This is a genomic window from Bacillus sp. 007/AIA-02/001, from assembly GCF_004634455.1.
GTDB classification, from domain to species: domain Bacteria; phylum Bacillota; class Bacilli; order Bacillales; family Bacillaceae_G; genus Bacillus_A; species Bacillus_A cereus.
Genome location: NZ_SEIY01000018.1, coordinates 56,713 through 74,333 on the forward strand (window position 1 = coordinate 56,713; position 17,621 = coordinate 74,333).

Sequence of the window (17,621 nt, forward strand, 5' to 3'; positions counted from 1 at the left end):
GAAGTAGGCGGTTGCCTACTTCTTTATTTTTTAATTTTTGCGTATCTTAATTCTGGACTAGAACCAATAATGAATTGGACACCGGATACTGATGATTTTTGTAAATATGAGGAACTTGGGAAAATAATTGGGATTAATGGTGAATCTGTAAACATAATATCTTCCGCTTTATGTAATAATTCAAAGCGCTTATCCTCGTTTTGTTCAACTTTTGCTTCTTTTATTAAAGCGTCAAATTCTTTATTATGCCATTTTGCATAGTTATTCGGACCATCACCTGCATATAAATCTAGTTTAGTAATTGGATCTAATAAAGAGCCGCCCCATCCCATATAAGCTAATTGGAAATCACTTTGCTTGTATGTGTCGATGTAACTCTTCCACTCTTTATTTTCTAATTTAATATCTACGCCAAGATTTTTCTTAAACATTTCTTGCATTGCTTCTGCTACTTTTTTATGTTGTGTATCTGTAGTAAATTTTAATGTTACTTCAGGTAATGTAGACCAGCCTTGTTCTTTCATGCCTTCTTCTAATAACTTTTTCGCTTCTGCTGGATCAAATTTAACGTAATCACCTTTTTCTTTACGGAAATCACGGCCGCTTTGTGTTTTTGCTCCTTCTGGAACGAATGCATATGCTTCTTGCGCATTATTTTTATACAATTTTTCAACGATAAATTTACGATCAACCGCTAATGAAAATGCTTTACGTACCTTCGCATTTGTAAACGGCTCTTTTTCTACGTTAAACGAATAAATATACGAAGAGAAACCTGCAACACGCTTATATTCTTTATTTCCTTTTTCTTTTTCGATCATCTCTTGTGGTAAACCACTTAGTAAATCTAATTCTTTGGATTTAAATAATTGATACGCTGTTTTAGAGTCTGGAATAATACGAAACTCAATTTCTTTTAGAGTTACCTTTTTATCATAGAATTCTTTATTTTTTTGTACTGTAATAGCCTGGTTATGCTTCCACTCTTTTAACGTGAATGGCCCATTCGTAATTAACTCTTTTGGATCTGTTTTTAATTTATTATTATCATCAATCGACTTTTTAGCTAATGGAATAAATAGTGAGCTTGCTAGTTTTTGTTTAATAGAAGCAACTGGGTGTTCAAGGGTTACCTTTAATGTTTGAGGATCAACAACTTGAATACCAACTTGCCCCTCTTCACCTTTCCCAGTATTATACGCCTCTGCCCCTTTAATAAAATACATTTCTGTCGCATTCATAGAACCCGTTTTTGGATTTAATAATCGCTTCCATGCAAATTCAAAATCATTTGCTGTAATAGGCGAACCATCTGACCATTTAATATCTTTCTTCAAATGAATTGTATATTCAGTTCCATCAGCATTTACTTCTTCTTTCTCCGCTAATTCATTTTGATATTTCCCATCACTATCTTGCGTATATAAACTTGAAAACAACTGCCCAATTATATAACCTGACGTGCTATCTGTTGCAATAGCAGAATCAAGTGTATATGGATCACTACTAATATTCGTTACTAATCGATCGCCTTCTCCCTTACCAGCACTCGCCTTTGGCGTTTCTTTCTTACCGCAAGCAACAGAAGTAATTGCTAAAACAGTCATAATGACAAACAGTAAAAACTTCTTCATCCTACATTCTCCTTTAACCTGAAATTTTTGGTGTTGATGCTAATAATGTTTTTGTATAAGAATGTTGTGGATTACGGAATACCTCGTCCGTATTTCCAAATTCAACAAGTTCTCCTTTGTATAAGACAGCTACTTTTTCACATAAATAGTGAACCATCGGTAAATCGTGAGCGATGAATAAATATGTATAACCTTGTTCTTTTTGGATTTTTTGCAGCAGATGTACAATTTGAATTTGCAATGAAACGTCTAATGCTGAAATTGGTTCATCAAGAATCAATACTTCTGGCTCACACAATAACGCTCTTGCAATAGCGATACGTTGACGTTGTCCTCCGCTAAATTCATGCGGATATCGATCAATATATCTTCTATCTAATCCAACACGCTCCAGGGCATCACCCGCTACTTTATCCTTCAATCCTTTATCACCTAAACCGAATGAAATATAACCCTCCGTTACGCTATCGCGTATTTTCCAGCGCGGATTTAATGCAGCTGTAGAATCTTGAAAAATGAACTGTACTTTCTGTAAAAAATCTCGCTTATGAGCTGACTTCAGCATGTGAACAACTTGACCGTTATAATCAATTTCACCAAACGTTGGACTCTCAATCCCTGCTATGAGCTTTCCAAGTGTTGTTTTTCCTGAACCACTTTCACCAATAATGCCAAGTGTTGTTCCTTTCGGGATAGAAAGTGATATATCTTTTAACGCTGTGATTTCTTTACTTTTACTTCCATATGTTTTCGTTACTTGCTTTACAGTAATTAAATCTGTCGTCATGAGGCATTCACCTTCTCTTTTGATTTCGCTTTATTATGCTCCAGAACATGCTGCCAGCAATGTGAACTATGCTCCTTAGAATACGTTGTTCTCTCTGGGAAACGATGAATACATTCTTTTATGGCTACTGGACAACGATTTACAAAAGGACAACCAAAGCTATTTAATGTTTCAATGGAAGGTGTCGTTCCTTCTATAGCACGTAATACCTTTTCGGAAACATCCATATTCGGAATTGCTTGTAATAAGCTTTTCGTATATGGATGTTTAGGAGAACCTATTACCTCCTGTATCGTTCCTTTTTCAACAACACGTCCCCCGTACATAACAACTACTCGATCAGCTACCTCACGTACAAGTGCCAAATCATGTGTAATTAATAAAATACTCGTATTTTGTTTTTCTTTTCTTTCTTTTAATAGCCCCATAATTTGTTTCTGAATCGTTACATCTAACGCTGTTGTCGGCTCGTCTGCAATTACAAGCTTTGGATGACAAGCAAACGCAATTGCTAAACAAATACGCTGCCTCATCCCCCCGCTTAATTGATGTGGGTACTGTTCAAAGCGTTTCTCTGCTTCATGTATCCCTAAATCTGTTAACAAGTTAATCGCAATTCCCTTTGCCTCTCTTTTCGACTTTTTCCCATGTTGCAAAATTACTTCTGTAATTTGTTTGCCTACCTTCATCGTTGGGTTTAAAGATGAAAGCGGATCTTGAAATATAAAGGAAATATCTTTTCCGCGAATTTGATTCCATTCTGATTCTTGTAAATTCGTTAATTCCTTTGATTGGAAAGATACATTTCCATCATCGATATGAATTAATTCTTGATTCAAGCCGATAATGGATTGTGCTGTAACACTTTTTCCTGAACCACTTTCTCCTACAAGTGCAACTATTTCACCTTCGTTAATAGAAAAGGAAACATGTTTCACAATTGCTTGCTTACTATTCTCTTTTTCAACGGCTAACGTTACGTTTTCTAAAGATAAGATTTGTCCCATGTTTTTTCTCCTTTCGATTCCGTTTGACGATTTTTGGATCAATTGCATCTTGCAAACCATCACCAATTGCATTAAATGCGAACATAATGAGTGCAATCATGATTGCTGGGAAAAATAGCTGCCACCATTCTCCGCTCAATAATGTCCCGAGTGCATCATTCGTCATCGTCCCCCAACTTGCCGCTGGTGATTGTACCCCAAGTCCTATAAAGCTTAAAAATGATTCTGAAAAAATAGCTGCTGGAATTGTAAATGATAAATTGACGATAATAATCCCTGTTAAATTCGGAATTAAATGCCCATATATAATTTTCATATGTGATGTACCTAATCGCTCTGCTGCAATAACAAACTCTCGTTGTTTTAAAGACAATACTTGTGCTCGAATGAGACGAGCCATTCCAATCCATCCCGTTAATGCAAGGGCGATAATAATGGTGAAAAGACCTGGTTTCATAACAATTAATAGTAAAATAACAATTAATAAATATGGGATGCCGTATAATACTTCAATTCCTCTTATAATCCACTCATCAATTAACGTTCCAAGGCGATTACGCCCTCTCACATATCCACTAAATCCACCAATCAGTACACCGAGCCCTATATCGAGGGCAGCTGCTACTAATCCAACTGTTAGTGAAATCTTCCCACCAGCCCAAGTACGTGCCCAAATATCTCTCCCTAGATCATCTGTTCCAAACCAATGTTCACTACTCGGCGGTAAATTTGTTGCCTCTTTTACTTGTTCACTCGCAGTAAATGAAGTTAAACTTTCGCCAATAAGCGAGAAAACAATAATTAGCAATAACGTCACTGTTCCTAAAACTGCGATTGGATTCGATATAAACTTACGAAACACTTCTTTCTTTCTGCTAATCGTTTGCTGATTTTTATTTATCGTTAATTCTTTTTTCTCTTCATTTGTTAATAACTGGTCATTAATTTCATAAGCCCCCATCTAAACATCCCCCTCCTTACGTAATAGAACGAATACGTGGATCAACAATACGGTGAATAATATCTGTAATGAAAATACAAGTAATTAATAATGCACTATAGAAAATTGTTGTTCCCATAATCACCGGATAGTCTCGGTTAAAAATACTATCTACAAAATATTTTCCTAGGCCAGGAATTGAAAAGATTTTTTCAATAACGAAAGTCCCCGTTAAGAGTCCAGCCATTAACGGTCCAACAAATGTAAGTACTGGAACAATCGCATTTCGAAGAGCGTGTCTTATAATAATCTTCTTAATTGGTATGCCTTTTGCTCTTGCTAACTTAATATAATCACTCTGCAGTACTTCGATCATATTAGAACGAACAAACCTTGTAATCACTGCGATTGGCCCTAACGCTAACGCAAAGGATGGCAATACTGTATGTTCGAATGTTCCCCAAGAAGCTACTGGTAAAAGCTCGAATTGAATAGCGAATACTTGTATAAATAGTGGTGCTAAAATAAAACTTGGAATAGAAATACCTAGAATTGCGAGCAAACTCACACTATAGTCAATTACTTTCCCATGATATAGAGCAGCAAATGTACCTGCAGCAATTCCGACTAACAACGAAATAACAAGTGCTTGTAGACCAATAATTGCTGATGGACCAAAGCCAGTTGTTATAATTTCTGATACACCTTGCCCGGTTGATTGAACAGATTCACCAAAATCAAAATGAACTACACCGTCTAAATAAGCCACATATTGATTCCACAACGGTTCATCAAGGTGATACTTCGCTCTCATGTTTTGGATCACTTCTTCAGGAAAGATTTTTGCATCTGATGAAAATGGATCCCCCGGAATAATATGCATAATTAGAAATGTCACCGTCGTAATAACCCATAGCGTGAACACCATAACTGATAATTTTTTAATTACATACACTTCAATAACCCCCTAAACACATATATTTACTTAGTTTTATGAACGTACTTTTTCCATTACTCCCTTTTCTCTTTTTAGAATACAAAAAGCCTTGATCTTAAAAAATAAGATCAAGGCTTAATAAACAAAGGCCCATCACTTATCTTTCAAGACTTGCTTGCTGGAATTAGCACGGTGTTCCTACTACAGAACCCGCTGCTGAGGTGTCATAGGGCCAGTCCCTCTACCTCTCTGGATAAGTAAATTGCTATATTATTATTTGGTTCAAATTGTATATTTCGAATTATAATTCTGAAAAAATGAAAAGTCAATCAAATTGGGTATATTTAGAAAAATCAGTTTTTAATCCATTTATCGAAATTACATTTTTCAGCTTATAATAAAAAGAAATGATGTTAAAGGAGTTATAAGATGGACCCCTTACTTCTTGCTACTATAGGATTACCCTTAACAATCATTATACTTGTCATCATCGGCTTCTATAAACTCTTTATTAAAAAGAAACGTATTACTTTTTTTTATACTCCTTTCGATAATATTACCGGGCAAACTATTTCCGAATTTCACGAAGAGCAGAAGGTATTAGTATCCGAGGATGAAGACGGAGATGGTAATAAGAAAAAATAACCTTGCACAGGCAAGGTTATTTTTTCGTTTCTGCTTGAAAACGTTTATAGTATGTCGATGCTGTTGCAAAATTAATTTCTATATCACGAATCAACGATGAATCTTCTTCTTTAGCTAACTTCTGTAATTTTTTCATTGCTTGCTCCGATTCATTCAAGAAACCAACATATACTTCATGTTCTTGCTCTTTCGACTTCGGAACACGAATTTCTTTACGTATATGATCAATATCTTCTAACATGCTCGTTGTTACCTTTTGCACATCTTCTTTATATGTAGCAGTCGTTATTTCCTTACCGCCCTTTTCTTTTGCTACTTCAAATAACTGCAGTGCTTTATTAATTTCTTTATTCATTTTCATATCGTATTTTTCATGTACTGCACGGTATTCTTTCATCTCTTCTGTTTGTTCTGTAGATTGCTCTACCTTTTCTTTCGGTTCTTTCGTATCTTTATTTCCATTACATCCTGCTAGAAGGAGCATTCCTCCCATTACGGCAATACCCAAAACCTTCTTCATCTCTTCTTCTCCTTTTATCTACAACTATTACTCATTATAGTTTCTTTTATCTCCACTTGTTATTATACCGAGAACATCCTACTTTTTACACTTAAGACGACACCGTAATATATATACCAACATGTTTGTCACAGTATCGTCACTTTATACAAATAACTTTTGCAATGCTTTACTACATCACCTTACAAAACTGTATGAGGTATTTCAAAGAAATGAAAAAAGAACTGATTCAAATATTCCCTTTGAATCAGTTCTTTTTTGTTAAGCCTCTAGATTTTGTTTTTGCTGCAGTTCAAACTGCTTCTCACTTCTTCTGGCCATAAATAGATAACATAACACTGCTCCTACTTCACAAAGCGCAATAACAATACCCATCGGTAATGCTGTATTACTTCCACCGATACCTACTAGCGGAGCAACAAGAGCTCCTGAAATAAACTGTAATAAACCTAATAAAGCTGATGCTGTTCCTGCAGCTTGTTTCTGATTTCTCATCGCTAATGAAAACCCAGTTGTTGATACAACCCCGACACTTGATACGACAAGGAATAACGAACATAAAACACCAATTAAACCTATTCCTAGTACGATTGTCAGTAGTAAAGATAGGCCACCAACAGCTGCGATAATAATACCCGCAACAAATAATGTCTTCTCATTCACTTTCCCCGCTAAACGACCCGTTACCTGACTAGCAATAATAATACCGATGCCATTAATCGCAAAGAATAAACTAAATTGCTGTGGTGATGCTCCGTATATGTTCTGCAACACAAATGGTGAGCCCGAAATGTATGCAAACATTGCCGCTGTTACTAATCCTTGTGACAATGCATATCCCATAAACAGACGGTCCTTTAACAATTTTCCGTACGTCGCCAAAGTCCCTGACAAACCACCCGTTTCTCTTTCTTCAGGAGGTAATGTTTCACGCAATACAAAAGTAGCTGAGATTAACATGAATACGCTAATTGCTCCAAGAACGATGAAAACACCGCGCCACGTTGTAAACTGTAACAATTGACCCCCAATAATCGGTGCCAAAATAGGTGCTGCTCCGTTTACTAACATAAGCAGTGAGAAAAACTTCGTCATTTCAGAACCTGAGTACATATCTCTTACCATCGCACGTGATATAACAATCCCGGCTGATCCTGAAGCTCCTTGTAGGAAGCGCAATAATACTAATGTCCAAATAGATGGCGCAACAGCACAAAGTAAAGAAGAAGCAACATAAATAATAAGAGCAATAATAAGTGGTTTGCGTCTTCCGTAAATATCACTAATTGAGCCAACAAATAATTGCCCTACTGACAACCCAAGCAAACAAGCTGTTAATGTAAGCTGCGCTAGCGATGCACCTGTTTGCAAGTCATCCGTTAACTTCGGTAATGAAGGCAAATACATATCAATAGATAATGGCCCAATCGCCGTAAGTGTCCCTAATACAAGAATCATCCACAACCTGTTTGCCTTTACAGGTTTATATATTTCGTGATTAACTTCATTCACTTTTTCAATTCACCCTTTCCTATACACACTGAATCGTAACAATTATAGTTACATCATAAACATACGTCAAGTACAGTGCATTTTCCTCTTTCATAATGTAAAAAAAGCGATAGAAATTCTACCGCTTTATTTTTTCACATTGCTATTCGTAAATTTAGATACCGAGGCCATCGTCTCTCCCGTATCTAAATATGTAATTTGAATTGGATCTCCTACTTCTGTAAACATAGCATATGGGAATTTCTTCACTGGTATCATAAATACCTTTTGTTCATTCTCTAAAAGTACGTACACGATTGTATTTTCACCTGATTTTTCTTTATATACACGTTGTACAATACCTTCTTTTTGCGCTTCTTTTCCTGTTGAGGTTGGTCTAAATGCATCACCATTACCGCTCATTACGTTTTTATAATTCTCAAGCGCTTCTTTCTGCGAAGAACCTGTCGCAAATATTTTTGCATTAGCAGCATATACAACTGTATGCGCACGTACTAGGCCTCCGTCATCAACAACCGGAATAATCCAAGCTGGTTTGCCGTATACGTTATAAATGACAGGCATTGTCCCATGCCATTTCTCTCTCTTAAAGGAATTATCTACTACTTCTGTAGCTGCTGAACCATCCATAATTCCCTTTACTTCTTTTCCATTATAGTAATATAGCTTGCCTGTGCGTGCATCTACTAATGAATAGCCTAGAGCTGAATCTACTCCTTCTTTTGGAGAAGTAAAGTCTGTAAAATAATACAATGTTCCATCTTTACCAAAGATCGGGGTCACGCCTTCTTTCGTTCCCCACTCAGTCGGAATTTTCATATCTGTTTGCGAGAATTTCGTATTCCAAAATCCGTGAATATATTTGCCAAAGTATGTATTTAACGTAGATGCAGTCTCATGATTTAATACACCATCAACAAATTTAGGTGCCTTTCCTTTATCATATCTTTTCACTTCACCTGTTTGTGCATCTACTACGACAACACCTTCTACCTCAAATCCAGATCTTCCTGAAATAAATTCACCATACGTCATTGTATAATATGGTTTTCCTTTATCATCAACCTCAAATTTAGGTTTTCCTTTAAAGATTAAATTTGGTTCTGCTTGCCTTACCACACGCTCTAAATTATTACCAAAAAACATGCTTGGCACATATTTCATTTTATAACCGAGGTGCAGTTTCGCTTCCGCATCAGGATTCGTACCTGACATCGTTACATACCCTGGAATTGTCTCAGCTTTACGCGCTTTAAAAAATCCTGAAACTTCAATCGGCGCTACATATAAAGCCTCGCCGTTTACCATTTGTGGCGTTAATTCTCCTAGCTCAAAATAAGCTACTTTTGGAATATCACCAAATACTTTTTTCATCTTATTCTCCGCTGTCTTTGGCGGCACTGTAAACGGCTGGTCATTTTCAGTAAATGGCTCTGAAATATCTTTCTCTACCTTAACAACAGAATCATATTTCTTTTGCGAGATTACTATATCGTGCAAATAACCAAAGTAGCCGTAACTTGCGAGTAAAATAAACATTAGAAGTCCTTTTAATGTACCTTCTAATTTCCCTATTTGATCTTGTGAAAATAAAACAAGCCCAATTAAAATTGCTACTGCAACAGAATAATGAGTAAGAATCGAATCTACTCGATCATCAATTAGCCAAAAGTATTCATAGATTGCAATACCTATCCAAAATAAAACAGGAATAACTAAAATAGATGATTTCTTACCCTTTACAACCTTCTTATCTCCCTTCTTATCCACTGCTCGAAGCTTACTACTACTTCTTGTCCATGGAATCAAAAACAAAGTAAGAATAGCTAAAACTACAAATTTCATCAAAGGCACTGTCCCCTTTTCTTTTGTATTCCCTTTTAGTATAACAAATAAAGGTTATTAAGGTGAAAATAGGAATAGTTATATTTTTTTACTACTTAATACAATCCCGCTCACTACATATAGAATAGATGCAATATAAAAAATTGTACCAATCGTAAAGAAATCTACTAAATATCCCGTGGCAATAACCGCTACTGCTCCGCCAATGGATGTCCACACATGGTATTTTCCAATCTCATAACCAGCCTTTTCCTGCGCAACCTTTCGTGCTAACGAAGTCTTCTCAGTATTACGCTGCACAGCACCTAAAACGCCCATTACAATTTGAAGAATATACACATGCCAAACTTCCGTGGCAATTGGAAAGCAAAGCATTAAGATTGCCATGGACCAAGCGTATATGATTAATAATTTTTTATCCCCTACTTGATCAGATACCTTTCCCACTAGTGGATATACAAGTGCTGATGTTAAAGCAAATAAGCCATACGCCCAGCCAAATTGCGAGAAGCTATTTCCAACGTTTCGAAGCAATAATATATAAAAAGGAAATACCATACTTCCTGCCATCATGATGATACTTTGCGAAGCCACAAATCTTCTATATGTCATTTCGTATACTCCCTATAAAATAAATTCACAAATCTCTCTTCTGAATCTATTTCCTTCTTTTTCTTGAGAAATTCTTCAATGCGAGGATATGCCCTCTTTAACTGCTCTTTCGTTGGATAAGAATAATACGGCAAATAGTAACTACCATTATGCTTTAAAGTAACATCAATCATCTTTCGAATGACATCCTCTGTTTTCTTTATCTCACTCTCTGAGCGTCCCTGGTTAATCAAAAGAACCAGCGCAAACATATCATCTTTCGCATAGGACAAAACTGCATTTTCATTCTTTTCCACGTAACGAATCGTAATGTTGAGTAAATTAAACTCATCTTCATTTAATACGTTACGTAAATCATCTATATACTCTGTGAAAGCATCTATAGGTACAAAGTATTCTTGTAACACTTCGGTCCTATTTGGATTTTCATATTCCATAAAAGCACTATCTGATCTCATAACATTATTACGCGTCTCATACTTTCCATCTGTACGTTCAAAATAACCTCTTTGTATATCCCAAAATGTATTCTTTCCCCAATCACTATAACGTGATAACCCAAGTAAAAATTTCGGTGCAGCTATAATATTTTCTTCCTTTAATTCACTGTACTCTTCTCTCATATTTTGATTTTGTGCCAAAGTATAATCTGTCACATACATCTCTTTTAAAAATGAATTTGGAGCAACAGAAATACGCGCTAAGTGCATACGAACATTCTCATCTCTTTTCACTTTCTCTTTGAAATAAGATGCGTATTCTTTATAATCTATCATTCTCGTGTGCATTTCATATAATTCATCATCTGTTAACTTCAGCGTCACATCTAAAATAACTCCAAATAAACCGTAACCCCCAATGACATATGGAAATAACTCTGCATTTTCTTCTCTACTTACATTACGTACCGTGCCATCTGCCATTAACAATCTAAATGAATCTACTGTATCAATCAGTGCCTCATGACGAATATCACGCCCGTGTACATTTACACTTAATGAACCGCCAACAGTAAAAATATTTTGAGACTGCATGACCTGTACCGCAAGGCCATAAGGATTTATTTTCTTCTGAATATCATTCCAGGTGACACCACTTTGAACTGTAATCCGCTTCTTCTCTGGATCAAATTCTAATATTTTATTATATCCTTTCATATCGAGCATCGTGCCATTCGGATAATATGTCTGTCCTCCTTGGCTATGTTGCATGCCTGCGATGGAAATTTTCTCTCCTGAAACTTTTGCATCTCGCACTAATTTTATTAACGAGTGCTCTTCCGTAGCACTTTCAACACGTTTTATTTTTGTCGGAAGCAATTTACCTACATCACTCATAATAGGATGATCAATTTGTTTTTTATACGTATGTACAGACGTTGCAAGCAAAACCGTATATGCGACAATGACCACTGCTATCTTTCTTTTTTTCAAAGGACACTCTCCTTATTAGCAACAAAAAGAGATACCCTTTCTTTCAGGTACCTCTCTTGACAGTGATTACTTTGCTGCTGGCAATTGTATTGGATCAAATTTATCATACGATGTAAACTTTGCATCCGTAATAATGTGCGCTTTATCCTCACCATTGCTACTCATAACCATATCTATCTTTGCTGATTCATATTTAAAATCTTTTGTAATAATATATTCCCCATCTATTTCTTCTATCTTTGCATTTTGGCCTTGTAGCATTTTTTTCTGCTTTTCATCCATACTAGCTAGCATACTCTCTGTCTCTTGCCCTTTTAATGCAAACTTCAGCTTATAATTATCTCCACTTTTCTCCATCTTCACTTTATTTAAAATTTCCGATGGAATCTCTAAATTATCTACCATTCCTTGAGTCGCGTTCATTCCGTTAGCATTTAATTGTTCCTCTGGTACAGACATAACTTCACCTGTATTAGGATTTTTCAACTGACCAGCAATTTTGCCACCCACATCATAAACAACAACCTCTGTACCAGAAACATTCATTTCAGAACGAGAATTTTTTTTCTTCGGCTCTAGTTGCATTTTAGCCTTTATTACATTCATCTCTGTTCCTTCAGCCTTTATTCCCACATCATATGTCATCGTTACATTTTCTTCGTTTTTAAAAGCTTCATTCGCTTTATTGAAAACATCCTTCGCTATTAATTCCTTTTCTTTCTGCACAGCTTCTTTTTTCGGTTCATCAGTCTTTTTTGTTTTCTCATTACTACACCCTACTCCTAGACCGACTGCAAGTACTAAACTTGAAATTAAAATAAGTTTTTTCATAACGTCCCCTCCTTCCCCAAAATAATATCATCTCTTTTCCTATTAAATCTATATAATTCGTAATATTTATCTTTAAATTTATTTCCTATATAACAACATGTTTGAGAAAAAGTTTAAATATGATGTAAATAATAACAACTCATTTCAGGAGGTCATTATGAAAGCGATTATTTGTACAAAGTACGGACCACCTAATGTTCTCCAGCTTCAAAATATAGAAAAGCCTACACCTAAAAAAAATGAAGTATTAGTTAAAATTCACGCAACAAGTGTATCGACTGGAGATTGTAGAATACGTGGCTTTAATAGCCCCCTCTTATTTTGGATTCCTATGCGGATCATATTAGGTTTCAGAAAACCGAGAAAACCTATACTTGGCGTAGAGTTATCCGGTGAAATCGAAGACATTGGAACAGATGTAACACAATTTAAAAAAGGAGATCAAGTTTTTGCATTAACAGAACTAAACCTTGGTGGTTATGCGGAATACACATGCGTGCATGAAAGTGGATTAATAGCATTAAAACCTACCAATGTGACATATGAAGAAGCTGCTGTTATTCCTTTTGGCGGAACTTCAGCATTGCACTTCCTTAAAAAAGGACAGATAAAAAAAGGGCAAAGAGTACTTATATACGGCGCCTCTGGGTCAGTAGGGACAGCTGCCATACAACTTGCTAAATACTTCGGGGCGACTGTCACAGCCATTTGTAGTAGTTCGAATTTCGAATTAGTAACAGCTTTAGGGGCAGACAACGTAATTGATTATATGAAAGAAGATTTTACTAAGCAGGGCGAGCACTACGATATTATATTTGATGCAGTTGGAAAATATAAAAAGTCTCTATGTACAGATGCATTAATGCCTAATGGAAAATATGTATCTGTGAACGGAATGATGGCAAAGGTCAGTAAAGAAGATATGAACCTACTAAAACAACTAGCTGAAACAGAAAAGCTAAAACCTGTTATTGATAGAACTTACCGATTAGAAGAAATTGCTGAAGCTCATATATATGTAGAAAAAGGGCATAAAAAGGGGAATGTTTCGATTATCTTAAAATAAAATATATTCCGAAAATATCATTGACAATTCTTTTTGTACGATTTACTATTAGTACCATATTCAAAACTACATACACATACTCTTATCAAGAGTGGCGGAGGGACTGGCCCGATGATGCCCGGCAACCGAGCTTATGACGTATAAGCTAAGGTGCTAATTCCTGCAAAACGAGTTTTCGTTTTGGAAGATAAGAGAGGAATCTATTTCGTCTATTCGGCACCTCTCTTATTTTTGGGAGGTGCTTTTTATTTTGGAACGTATATGAAGGGGGATTTATAGATGAAAAAGGTATTATTAAGCATTGTAAGCGGAGCAGTATTATTATTAGGCGCATGTAGCGTGAGTTCAGATAAAGAGGTAAAAGCATTAGACGAGAAAAAGATTACTGTCGGTGTAACAGGTGGACCACATGAACAAATTTTTGAAAAGGTAAAAGAAGTTGCAGCAAAAGATGGTCTCGAAATTGATATAAAAGTATTTAATGATTATGTCGCGCCAAACGTATCTTTAGATGAAAAAAGCCTTGATGTAAATAGCTACCAAACGAAATCGTATTTAGATGTATTTAAAGCTGAACGCAATATGAAATTAGCTGAAGTATTTTCAACAGTAACATTCCCTATGGGCGTATATTCTAAAGATATAAAAGATGTAAAAGACTTAAAAGAGGGCGACGCAATTGCTGTACCAAATGACCCAACGAATGAACTTCGAGCTTTAAAATTATTTGAAAAAGCAGGGGTTTTAAAAGTTGATCCAAAGGCTACAGAAAAAGCGACTGCAAAAGATGTAATTGAAAATCCAAAAAAATTAAAGATTGTCGAATTAGAGGCATCTCAATTACCAACACAACTAAGTGAAGTGAAAGCAGCTGCAATTAACACAAACTTTGCATTAGGTGCAAAATTAAGTCCAGCGAAAGATTCTATCTTCCGCGAAGGAAAAGATTCACCATATGTGAACTGGGTCGTTGTTCGTACTGAAAATAAAGATGATGCCGTTGTAAACAAATTAAAGAAAGCTTATCAATCTAAAGAAGTAAAAGAGTTTATCGAGAAAAAATTTGATGGTTCAGTTTTACCATCTTGGTAGGAGCTGACGATAATGATTGAATTAAAAAACATATCCAAAGTATTTACAACAAAAAAAGGGAATGTTGAGGCTCTTAAGTCTACTTCCCTTAAAGTAGAAAAAGGCGAGGTATTTGGAATCATTGGGTATAGTGGCGCTGGTAAAAGTACATTGATTCGATGTGTAAATTTATTAGAAAAACCAACGACAGGAAATATCATTGTAAACGAACAAGACTTAACAACGTTATCGACAAAAGAACTAGCAAAATCGAGACAAAAAATCGGAATGATCTTCCAAGGATTCAATTTACTTAAAACTGTTACCGTTTATGAAAATATCGCATTACCGTTACGGCTTGCTGGCATTCCAAAAGCAGAAATTGAAAAAAGAGTAGAAAAGTATTTACGCATTGTCGATCTTTTTAATAGAAAAGATGCGTATCCAAGCGAACTTTCTGGTGGTCAAAAACAGCGTGTTGCAATTGCTCGTGCGCTATCACATGAACCTGAAGTGTTATTAAGTGATGAAGCAACGAGCGCATTAGATCCCGAAACAACCGATTCTATCCTTGATTTGTTATTAAAGATTAACGAAGAAATCGGAATTACGATTTTACTCATTACACATGAAATGAATGTCATCCAGCGTATATGTGACCGCGTTGCTGTTATGGAACACGGATCTGTAGTCGAAAGTGGGACTGTAAAAGATATTTTCACAAACCCACAACATGTAACCACGAAGAAATTTGTAAATAGCGCATTTGCAGCGAAAATTCCAAAAGAGGTACAGAAAGAACTACAAAGTACTGGAGAAATTGTAACACTTTCATTTATTGGCACTACTTCAGGGGAACCCGCCTTAGCCGTTGCCACAAAACGTTTCCAAGTGTATCCGAATATTTTATCCGGTAATATTATGCAGTTAAAACATGAAGCATATGGGAAACTAGTCGTTCATATGCAAGGGGAACAAAATGAAATCCACCGTGCTTTATCATTTTTACAAGAGCAAGGAATCATCGTAGAAGGAGGTAGAACAGATTATGGGAAACAAGTCCTTTTTGGATGAATGGGGTAAAGTCATATGGGAGGCCACAATCCAAACCTTTCAAATGACATCTATCTCATTACTCATCTCGATCCTTATTGCATTACCACTTGGCGTCACACTTGTTTTAACGAGACCTGGTGGGCAGCGTGAAAATAAAATCATCTATCCTATTCTTAATACAATTATTAATATCATTCGCTCTCTTCCATTTATCATTCTATTATTCTTTATTTTACCTTTTACAAAGTTTCTAATGGGAACGTCCATTGGTGTGCAAGGTGTTATCGTACCGCTTGTCGTCTTCACAGCCCCTTATATCGCACGTTTAATGGAGACAGCTTTACTAGAAGTCGATCGCGGTGTCATTGAAGCCTACCAAGCGATGGGAGTCTCTACTATAAAAATCATTTGGCACGTCATGGTGAAAGAAGCTCGTCCCTCCCTTGTACTCGGATTAACAATCGCAACGATCGGCTTAATCGGCGCAACAGCAATGGCTGGCCTTGTAGGTGCTGGCGGGCTAGGGGATTTAGCATACCGCTTCGGACATTTACGCTACGAGCCTGAAGTAATGTATGCAACCGTCTTTATTTTAATTATCCTCGTTCAAGGATTACAGTCTTTAGGGAATGGTGTTGCACGAAGATTGAAGAAAGATTAAAAAAGAAGGCATCTCACCCTGGTGAGATGCCTTCTTTTTTATCTTTTAAATCCACCTTCTGAATGAATAACTTGCCCAGTAATCCACTCGGCCTCTTCACTTACTAAAAATTTAATGAATCTAGCTGCATCCCTTGGCTCACCAATTCTGCCAAAAGGAAACATCGGCTTTAACCCTTGTTTTATCTCTTCAGTCATCCATCCTGTATCGGTTGGTCCTGGATTAATTGCATTCACTGTTATTCCTAAATGAGCTACCTCTGCTGACAACGTACTAGTAAGAGCATCAATAGCTCCCTTCGTTGTCGCATAAGCTAGTTCTCCTGCCATAGGACCTTGAAATTGCCCCGAAGTAATATTAACAATTCTACCACCAGATTTCTTATCAAATCCCCGGGAAAATTGACTACTGAGCAATGTAGTCGCACGAACATTTACCATATAATGCTTATCTAATTCTTCAGCAGTCAACGTAGAGAAATCATTATTCGTAGAATATGCTGCATTATTAATTAATATATGAGGGTACCCTAATTGTTCAGTAACTTTATTTATAAGCTCTTTTGGTGCATCATTCTGAGTTAAATCTAACTCCATACTTGATACTTTAACACCGTTTTTTAGTAACTCTTCTTTTAATTGTATTTGTTCATTTTTATCAACGCCCCAAGGCATCTCTTTATCGTAAGCTGTCCAATACGTAAAAAATATATCGTATCCTGATTCTGCTAATTCTTTACAAATCGCTGCCCCTATACCATCTAGACGACTTACCCCTGTAATAACTGCTACTTTATTTTTTAATTGGTTCATCATATACTCCTCCAAGTTTAAAGGACGCATATTTTATATAAGAGATATAAACTTTCCCACAAAAAAGACAGATACATAAAATAGGCACCTATCCTTATAAAAGGGATGTACAAGCCAAATATGCATTCCTTGAATGATTTACAGATAACTAAATAAACCCTCGCTTATGAGAGCAAAATTTATCTATCTAGTTTCTAATCATTACAAGTTCATCCACATATTGAGTCTTTGTCTCCTTTACATATATCTCTA

Annotated in this window: 17 protein-coding genes and 2 riboswitches; of the genes, 5 read left to right on the forward strand and 12 right to left on the reverse strand. The window is 36.0% G+C overall.

Going from position 1 to position 17,621, the window contains the following annotated elements; all coding sequences use genetic code 11:
- Positions 1 to 23 precede the first annotated feature (23 nt).
- Genes ES895_RS24525 through ES895_RS24545 form a run of 5 tightly spaced genes read right to left on the reverse strand, consistent with a single transcriptional unit; the run spans position 24 to position 5,323 of the window.
- The gene (locus ES895_RS24525; protein ID WP_000714100.1) at positions 24 to 1,634 is read right to left on the reverse strand and encodes a peptide ABC transporter substrate-binding protein; all 1,611 of its coding nucleotides are present in this window, start codon (positions 1,632 to 1,634) and stop codon (positions 24 to 26) included.
- 13 nt (positions 1,635 to 1,647) lie between these two features.
- Positions 1,648 to 2,421, reverse strand: a complete 774-nt coding sequence (locus ES895_RS24530; RefSeq protein WP_000205679.1) for an ABC transporter ATP-binding protein — start codon at positions 2,419 to 2,421, stop codon at positions 1,648 to 1,650.
- Positions 2,418 to 3,428: an ABC transporter ATP-binding protein gene (locus tag ES895_RS24535; RefSeq protein ID WP_000529797.1), complete on the reverse strand. Its 1,011-nt coding sequence runs from the start codon at positions 3,426 to 3,428 to the stop codon at positions 2,418 to 2,420. The genes ES895_RS24530 and ES895_RS24535 overlap by 4 nt, the downstream gene beginning before the upstream one ends.
- The gene (locus ES895_RS24540) at positions 3,385 to 4,389 is read right to left on the reverse strand and encodes an ABC transporter permease (protein ID WP_000501529.1); all 1,005 of its coding nucleotides are present in this window, start codon (positions 4,387 to 4,389) and stop codon (positions 3,385 to 3,387) included. The genes ES895_RS24535 and ES895_RS24540 overlap by 44 nt, the downstream gene beginning before the upstream one ends.
- Positions 4,390 to 4,405: 16 nt before the next feature.
- Positions 4,406 to 5,323 carry an ABC transporter permease gene (locus tag ES895_RS24545; protein WP_000289322.1) on the reverse strand — a complete coding sequence of 306 codons (918 nt, stop codon included), beginning with the start codon at positions 5,321 to 5,323 and terminating at the stop codon, positions 4,406 to 4,408.
- A 136-nt stretch (positions 5,324 to 5,459) separates the two neighbouring features.
- Positions 5,460 to 5,565, reverse strand: a riboswitch (SAM riboswitch).
- A gap of 169 nt (positions 5,566 to 5,734) precedes the next feature.
- Between ES895_RS24545 and ES895_RS24550 the strand changes: the two genes are divergently transcribed.
- Complete coding sequence (locus ES895_RS24550; protein ID WP_098570630.1) at positions 5,735 to 5,950, forward strand: DUF3951 domain-containing protein; 216 nt, start codon at positions 5,735 to 5,737, stop codon at positions 5,948 to 5,950.
- Positions 5,951 to 5,966: 16 nt separating this feature from the next.
- Here ES895_RS24550 and ES895_RS24555 read toward each other — a convergent pair whose 3' ends face one another.
- The 6 genes from ES895_RS24555 to ES895_RS24580 all read right to left on the reverse strand — a co-directional run bounded on the left by ES895_RS24555 (position 5,967) and on the right by ES895_RS24580 (position 12,703).
- Positions 5,967 to 6,470, reverse strand: coding sequence for a hypothetical protein (locus ES895_RS24555; RefSeq protein WP_000756517.1), 504 nt, complete (start codon positions 6,468 to 6,470; stop codon positions 5,967 to 5,969).
- A 261-nt stretch (positions 6,471 to 6,731) separates the two neighbouring features.
- Positions 6,732 to 7,991 (reverse strand): multidrug effflux MFS transporter, encoded by a 1,260-nt coding sequence (locus tag ES895_RS24560; protein ID WP_223153447.1) that lies wholly within the window; start codon positions 7,989 to 7,991, stop codon positions 6,732 to 6,734.
- A gap of 117 nt (positions 7,992 to 8,108) precedes the next feature.
- The gene (locus ES895_RS24565) at positions 8,109 to 9,827 is read right to left on the reverse strand and encodes a DUF3981 domain-containing protein (protein ID WP_058839664.1); all 1,719 of its coding nucleotides are present in this window, start codon (positions 9,825 to 9,827) and stop codon (positions 8,109 to 8,111) included.
- A gap of 78 nt (positions 9,828 to 9,905) precedes the next feature.
- Entirely contained in the window at positions 9,906 to 10,439 is a 534-nt protein-coding gene (locus tag ES895_RS24570) for an MFS transporter (protein WP_000222367.1), read from the reverse strand.
- Positions 10,436 to 11,872: an FAD-binding oxidoreductase gene (locus ES895_RS24575; RefSeq protein WP_000746286.1), complete on the reverse strand. Its 1,437-nt coding sequence runs from the start codon at positions 11,870 to 11,872 to the stop codon at positions 10,436 to 10,438. Before ES895_RS24575 ends, ES895_RS24570 begins: the two co-directional genes overlap by 4 nt.
- Before the next feature lie 66 nt (positions 11,873 to 11,938).
- Positions 11,939 to 12,703 carry a hypothetical protein gene (locus ES895_RS24580; protein ID WP_135238715.1) on the reverse strand — a complete coding sequence of 255 codons (765 nt, stop codon included), beginning with the start codon at positions 12,701 to 12,703 and terminating at the stop codon, positions 11,939 to 11,941.
- Positions 12,704 to 12,860: 157 nt separating this feature from the next.
- Between ES895_RS24580 and ES895_RS24585 the strand changes: the two genes are divergently transcribed.
- The 4 genes from ES895_RS24585 to ES895_RS24600 all read left to right on the forward strand — a co-directional run bounded on the left by ES895_RS24585 (position 12,861) and on the right by ES895_RS24600 (position 16,557).
- Entirely contained in the window at positions 12,861 to 13,769 is a 909-nt protein-coding gene (locus ES895_RS24585) for an NAD(P)-dependent alcohol dehydrogenase (protein WP_135238716.1), read from the forward strand.
- 79 nt (positions 13,770 to 13,848) lie between these two features.
- Positions 13,849 to 13,963: riboswitch (SAM riboswitch) on the forward strand.
- A gap of 85 nt (positions 13,964 to 14,048) precedes the next feature.
- The gene (locus ES895_RS24590) at positions 14,049 to 14,861 is read left to right on the forward strand and encodes a MetQ/NlpA family ABC transporter substrate-binding protein (protein ID WP_000756992.1); all 813 of its coding nucleotides are present in this window, start codon (positions 14,049 to 14,051) and stop codon (positions 14,859 to 14,861) included.
- A gap of 12 nt (positions 14,862 to 14,873) precedes the next feature.
- On the forward strand, positions 14,874 to 15,914 hold the full coding sequence (locus ES895_RS24595) for a methionine ABC transporter ATP-binding protein (protein ID WP_098365509.1): 1,041 nt from the start codon (positions 14,874 to 14,876) through the stop codon (positions 15,912 to 15,914).
- Complete coding sequence (locus ES895_RS24600; RefSeq protein ID WP_000527151.1) at positions 15,889 to 16,557, forward strand: methionine ABC transporter permease; 669 nt, start codon at positions 15,889 to 15,891, stop codon at positions 16,555 to 16,557. The genes ES895_RS24595 and ES895_RS24600 overlap by 26 nt, the downstream gene beginning before the upstream one ends.
- A 38-nt stretch (positions 16,558 to 16,595) precedes the next feature.
- On the opposite strand, the gene ES895_RS24605 is transcribed toward ES895_RS24600, so the two are convergent.
- Positions 16,596 to 17,372 (reverse strand): SDR family oxidoreductase, encoded by a 777-nt coding sequence (locus ES895_RS24605; protein ID WP_135238717.1) that lies wholly within the window; start codon positions 17,370 to 17,372, stop codon positions 16,596 to 16,598.
- Positions 17,373 to 17,621: the final 249 nt, after the last annotated feature.

What these genes read in the sequence shown, in the direction of transcription:
- ES895_RS24525 (WP_000714100.1), bottom strand. Translation starts at nt 1,634, where the DNA reads ATGAAGAAGTTTTTACTGTTTGTCATTATGACTGTTTTAGCAATTACT.
- ES895_RS24530 (WP_000205679.1), bottom strand. Translation starts at nt 2,421, where the DNA reads ATGACGACAGATTTAATTACTGTAAAGCAAGTAACGAAAACATATGGA.
- ES895_RS24535 (WP_000529797.1), bottom strand. Translation starts at nt 3,428, where the DNA reads ATGGGACAAATCTTATCTTTAGAAAACGTAACGTTAGCCGTTGAAAAA.
- ES895_RS24540 (WP_000501529.1), bottom strand. Translation starts at nt 4,389, where the DNA reads ATGGGGGCTTATGAAATTAATGACCAGTTATTAACAAATGAAGAGAAA.
- ES895_RS24550 (WP_098570630.1), top strand. Translation starts at nt 5,735, where the DNA reads ATGGACCCCTTACTTCTTGCTACTATAGGATTACCCTTAACAATCATT.
- ES895_RS24555 (WP_000756517.1), bottom strand. Translation starts at nt 6,470, where the DNA reads ATGAAGAAGGTTTTGGGTATTGCCGTAATGGGAGGAATGCTCCTTCTA.
- ES895_RS24565 (WP_058839664.1), bottom strand. Translation starts at nt 9,827, where the DNA reads ATGAAATTTGTAGTTTTAGCTATTCTTACTTTGTTTTTGATTCCATGG.
- ES895_RS24570 (WP_000222367.1), bottom strand. Translation starts at nt 10,439, where the DNA reads ATGACATATAGAAGATTTGTGGCTTCGCAAAGTATCATCATGATGGCA.
- ES895_RS24580 (WP_135238715.1), bottom strand. Translation starts at nt 12,703, where the DNA reads ATGAAAAAACTTATTTTAATTTCAAGTTTAGTACTTGCAGTCGGTCTA.
- ES895_RS24585 (WP_135238716.1), top strand. Translation starts at nt 12,861, where the DNA reads ATGAAAGCGATTATTTGTACAAAGTACGGACCACCTAATGTTCTCCAG.
- ES895_RS24590 (WP_000756992.1), top strand. Translation starts at nt 14,049, where the DNA reads ATGAAAAAGGTATTATTAAGCATTGTAAGCGGAGCAGTATTATTATTA.
- ES895_RS24595 (WP_098365509.1), top strand. Translation starts at nt 14,874, where the DNA reads ATGATTGAATTAAAAAACATATCCAAAGTATTTACAACAAAAAAAGGG.
- ES895_RS24600 (WP_000527151.1), top strand. Translation starts at nt 15,889, where the DNA reads ATGGGAAACAAGTCCTTTTTGGATGAATGGGGTAAAGTCATATGGGAG.
- ES895_RS24605 (WP_135238717.1), bottom strand. Translation starts at nt 17,372, where the DNA reads ATGATGAACCAATTAAAAAATAAAGTAGCAGTTATTACAGGGGTAAGT.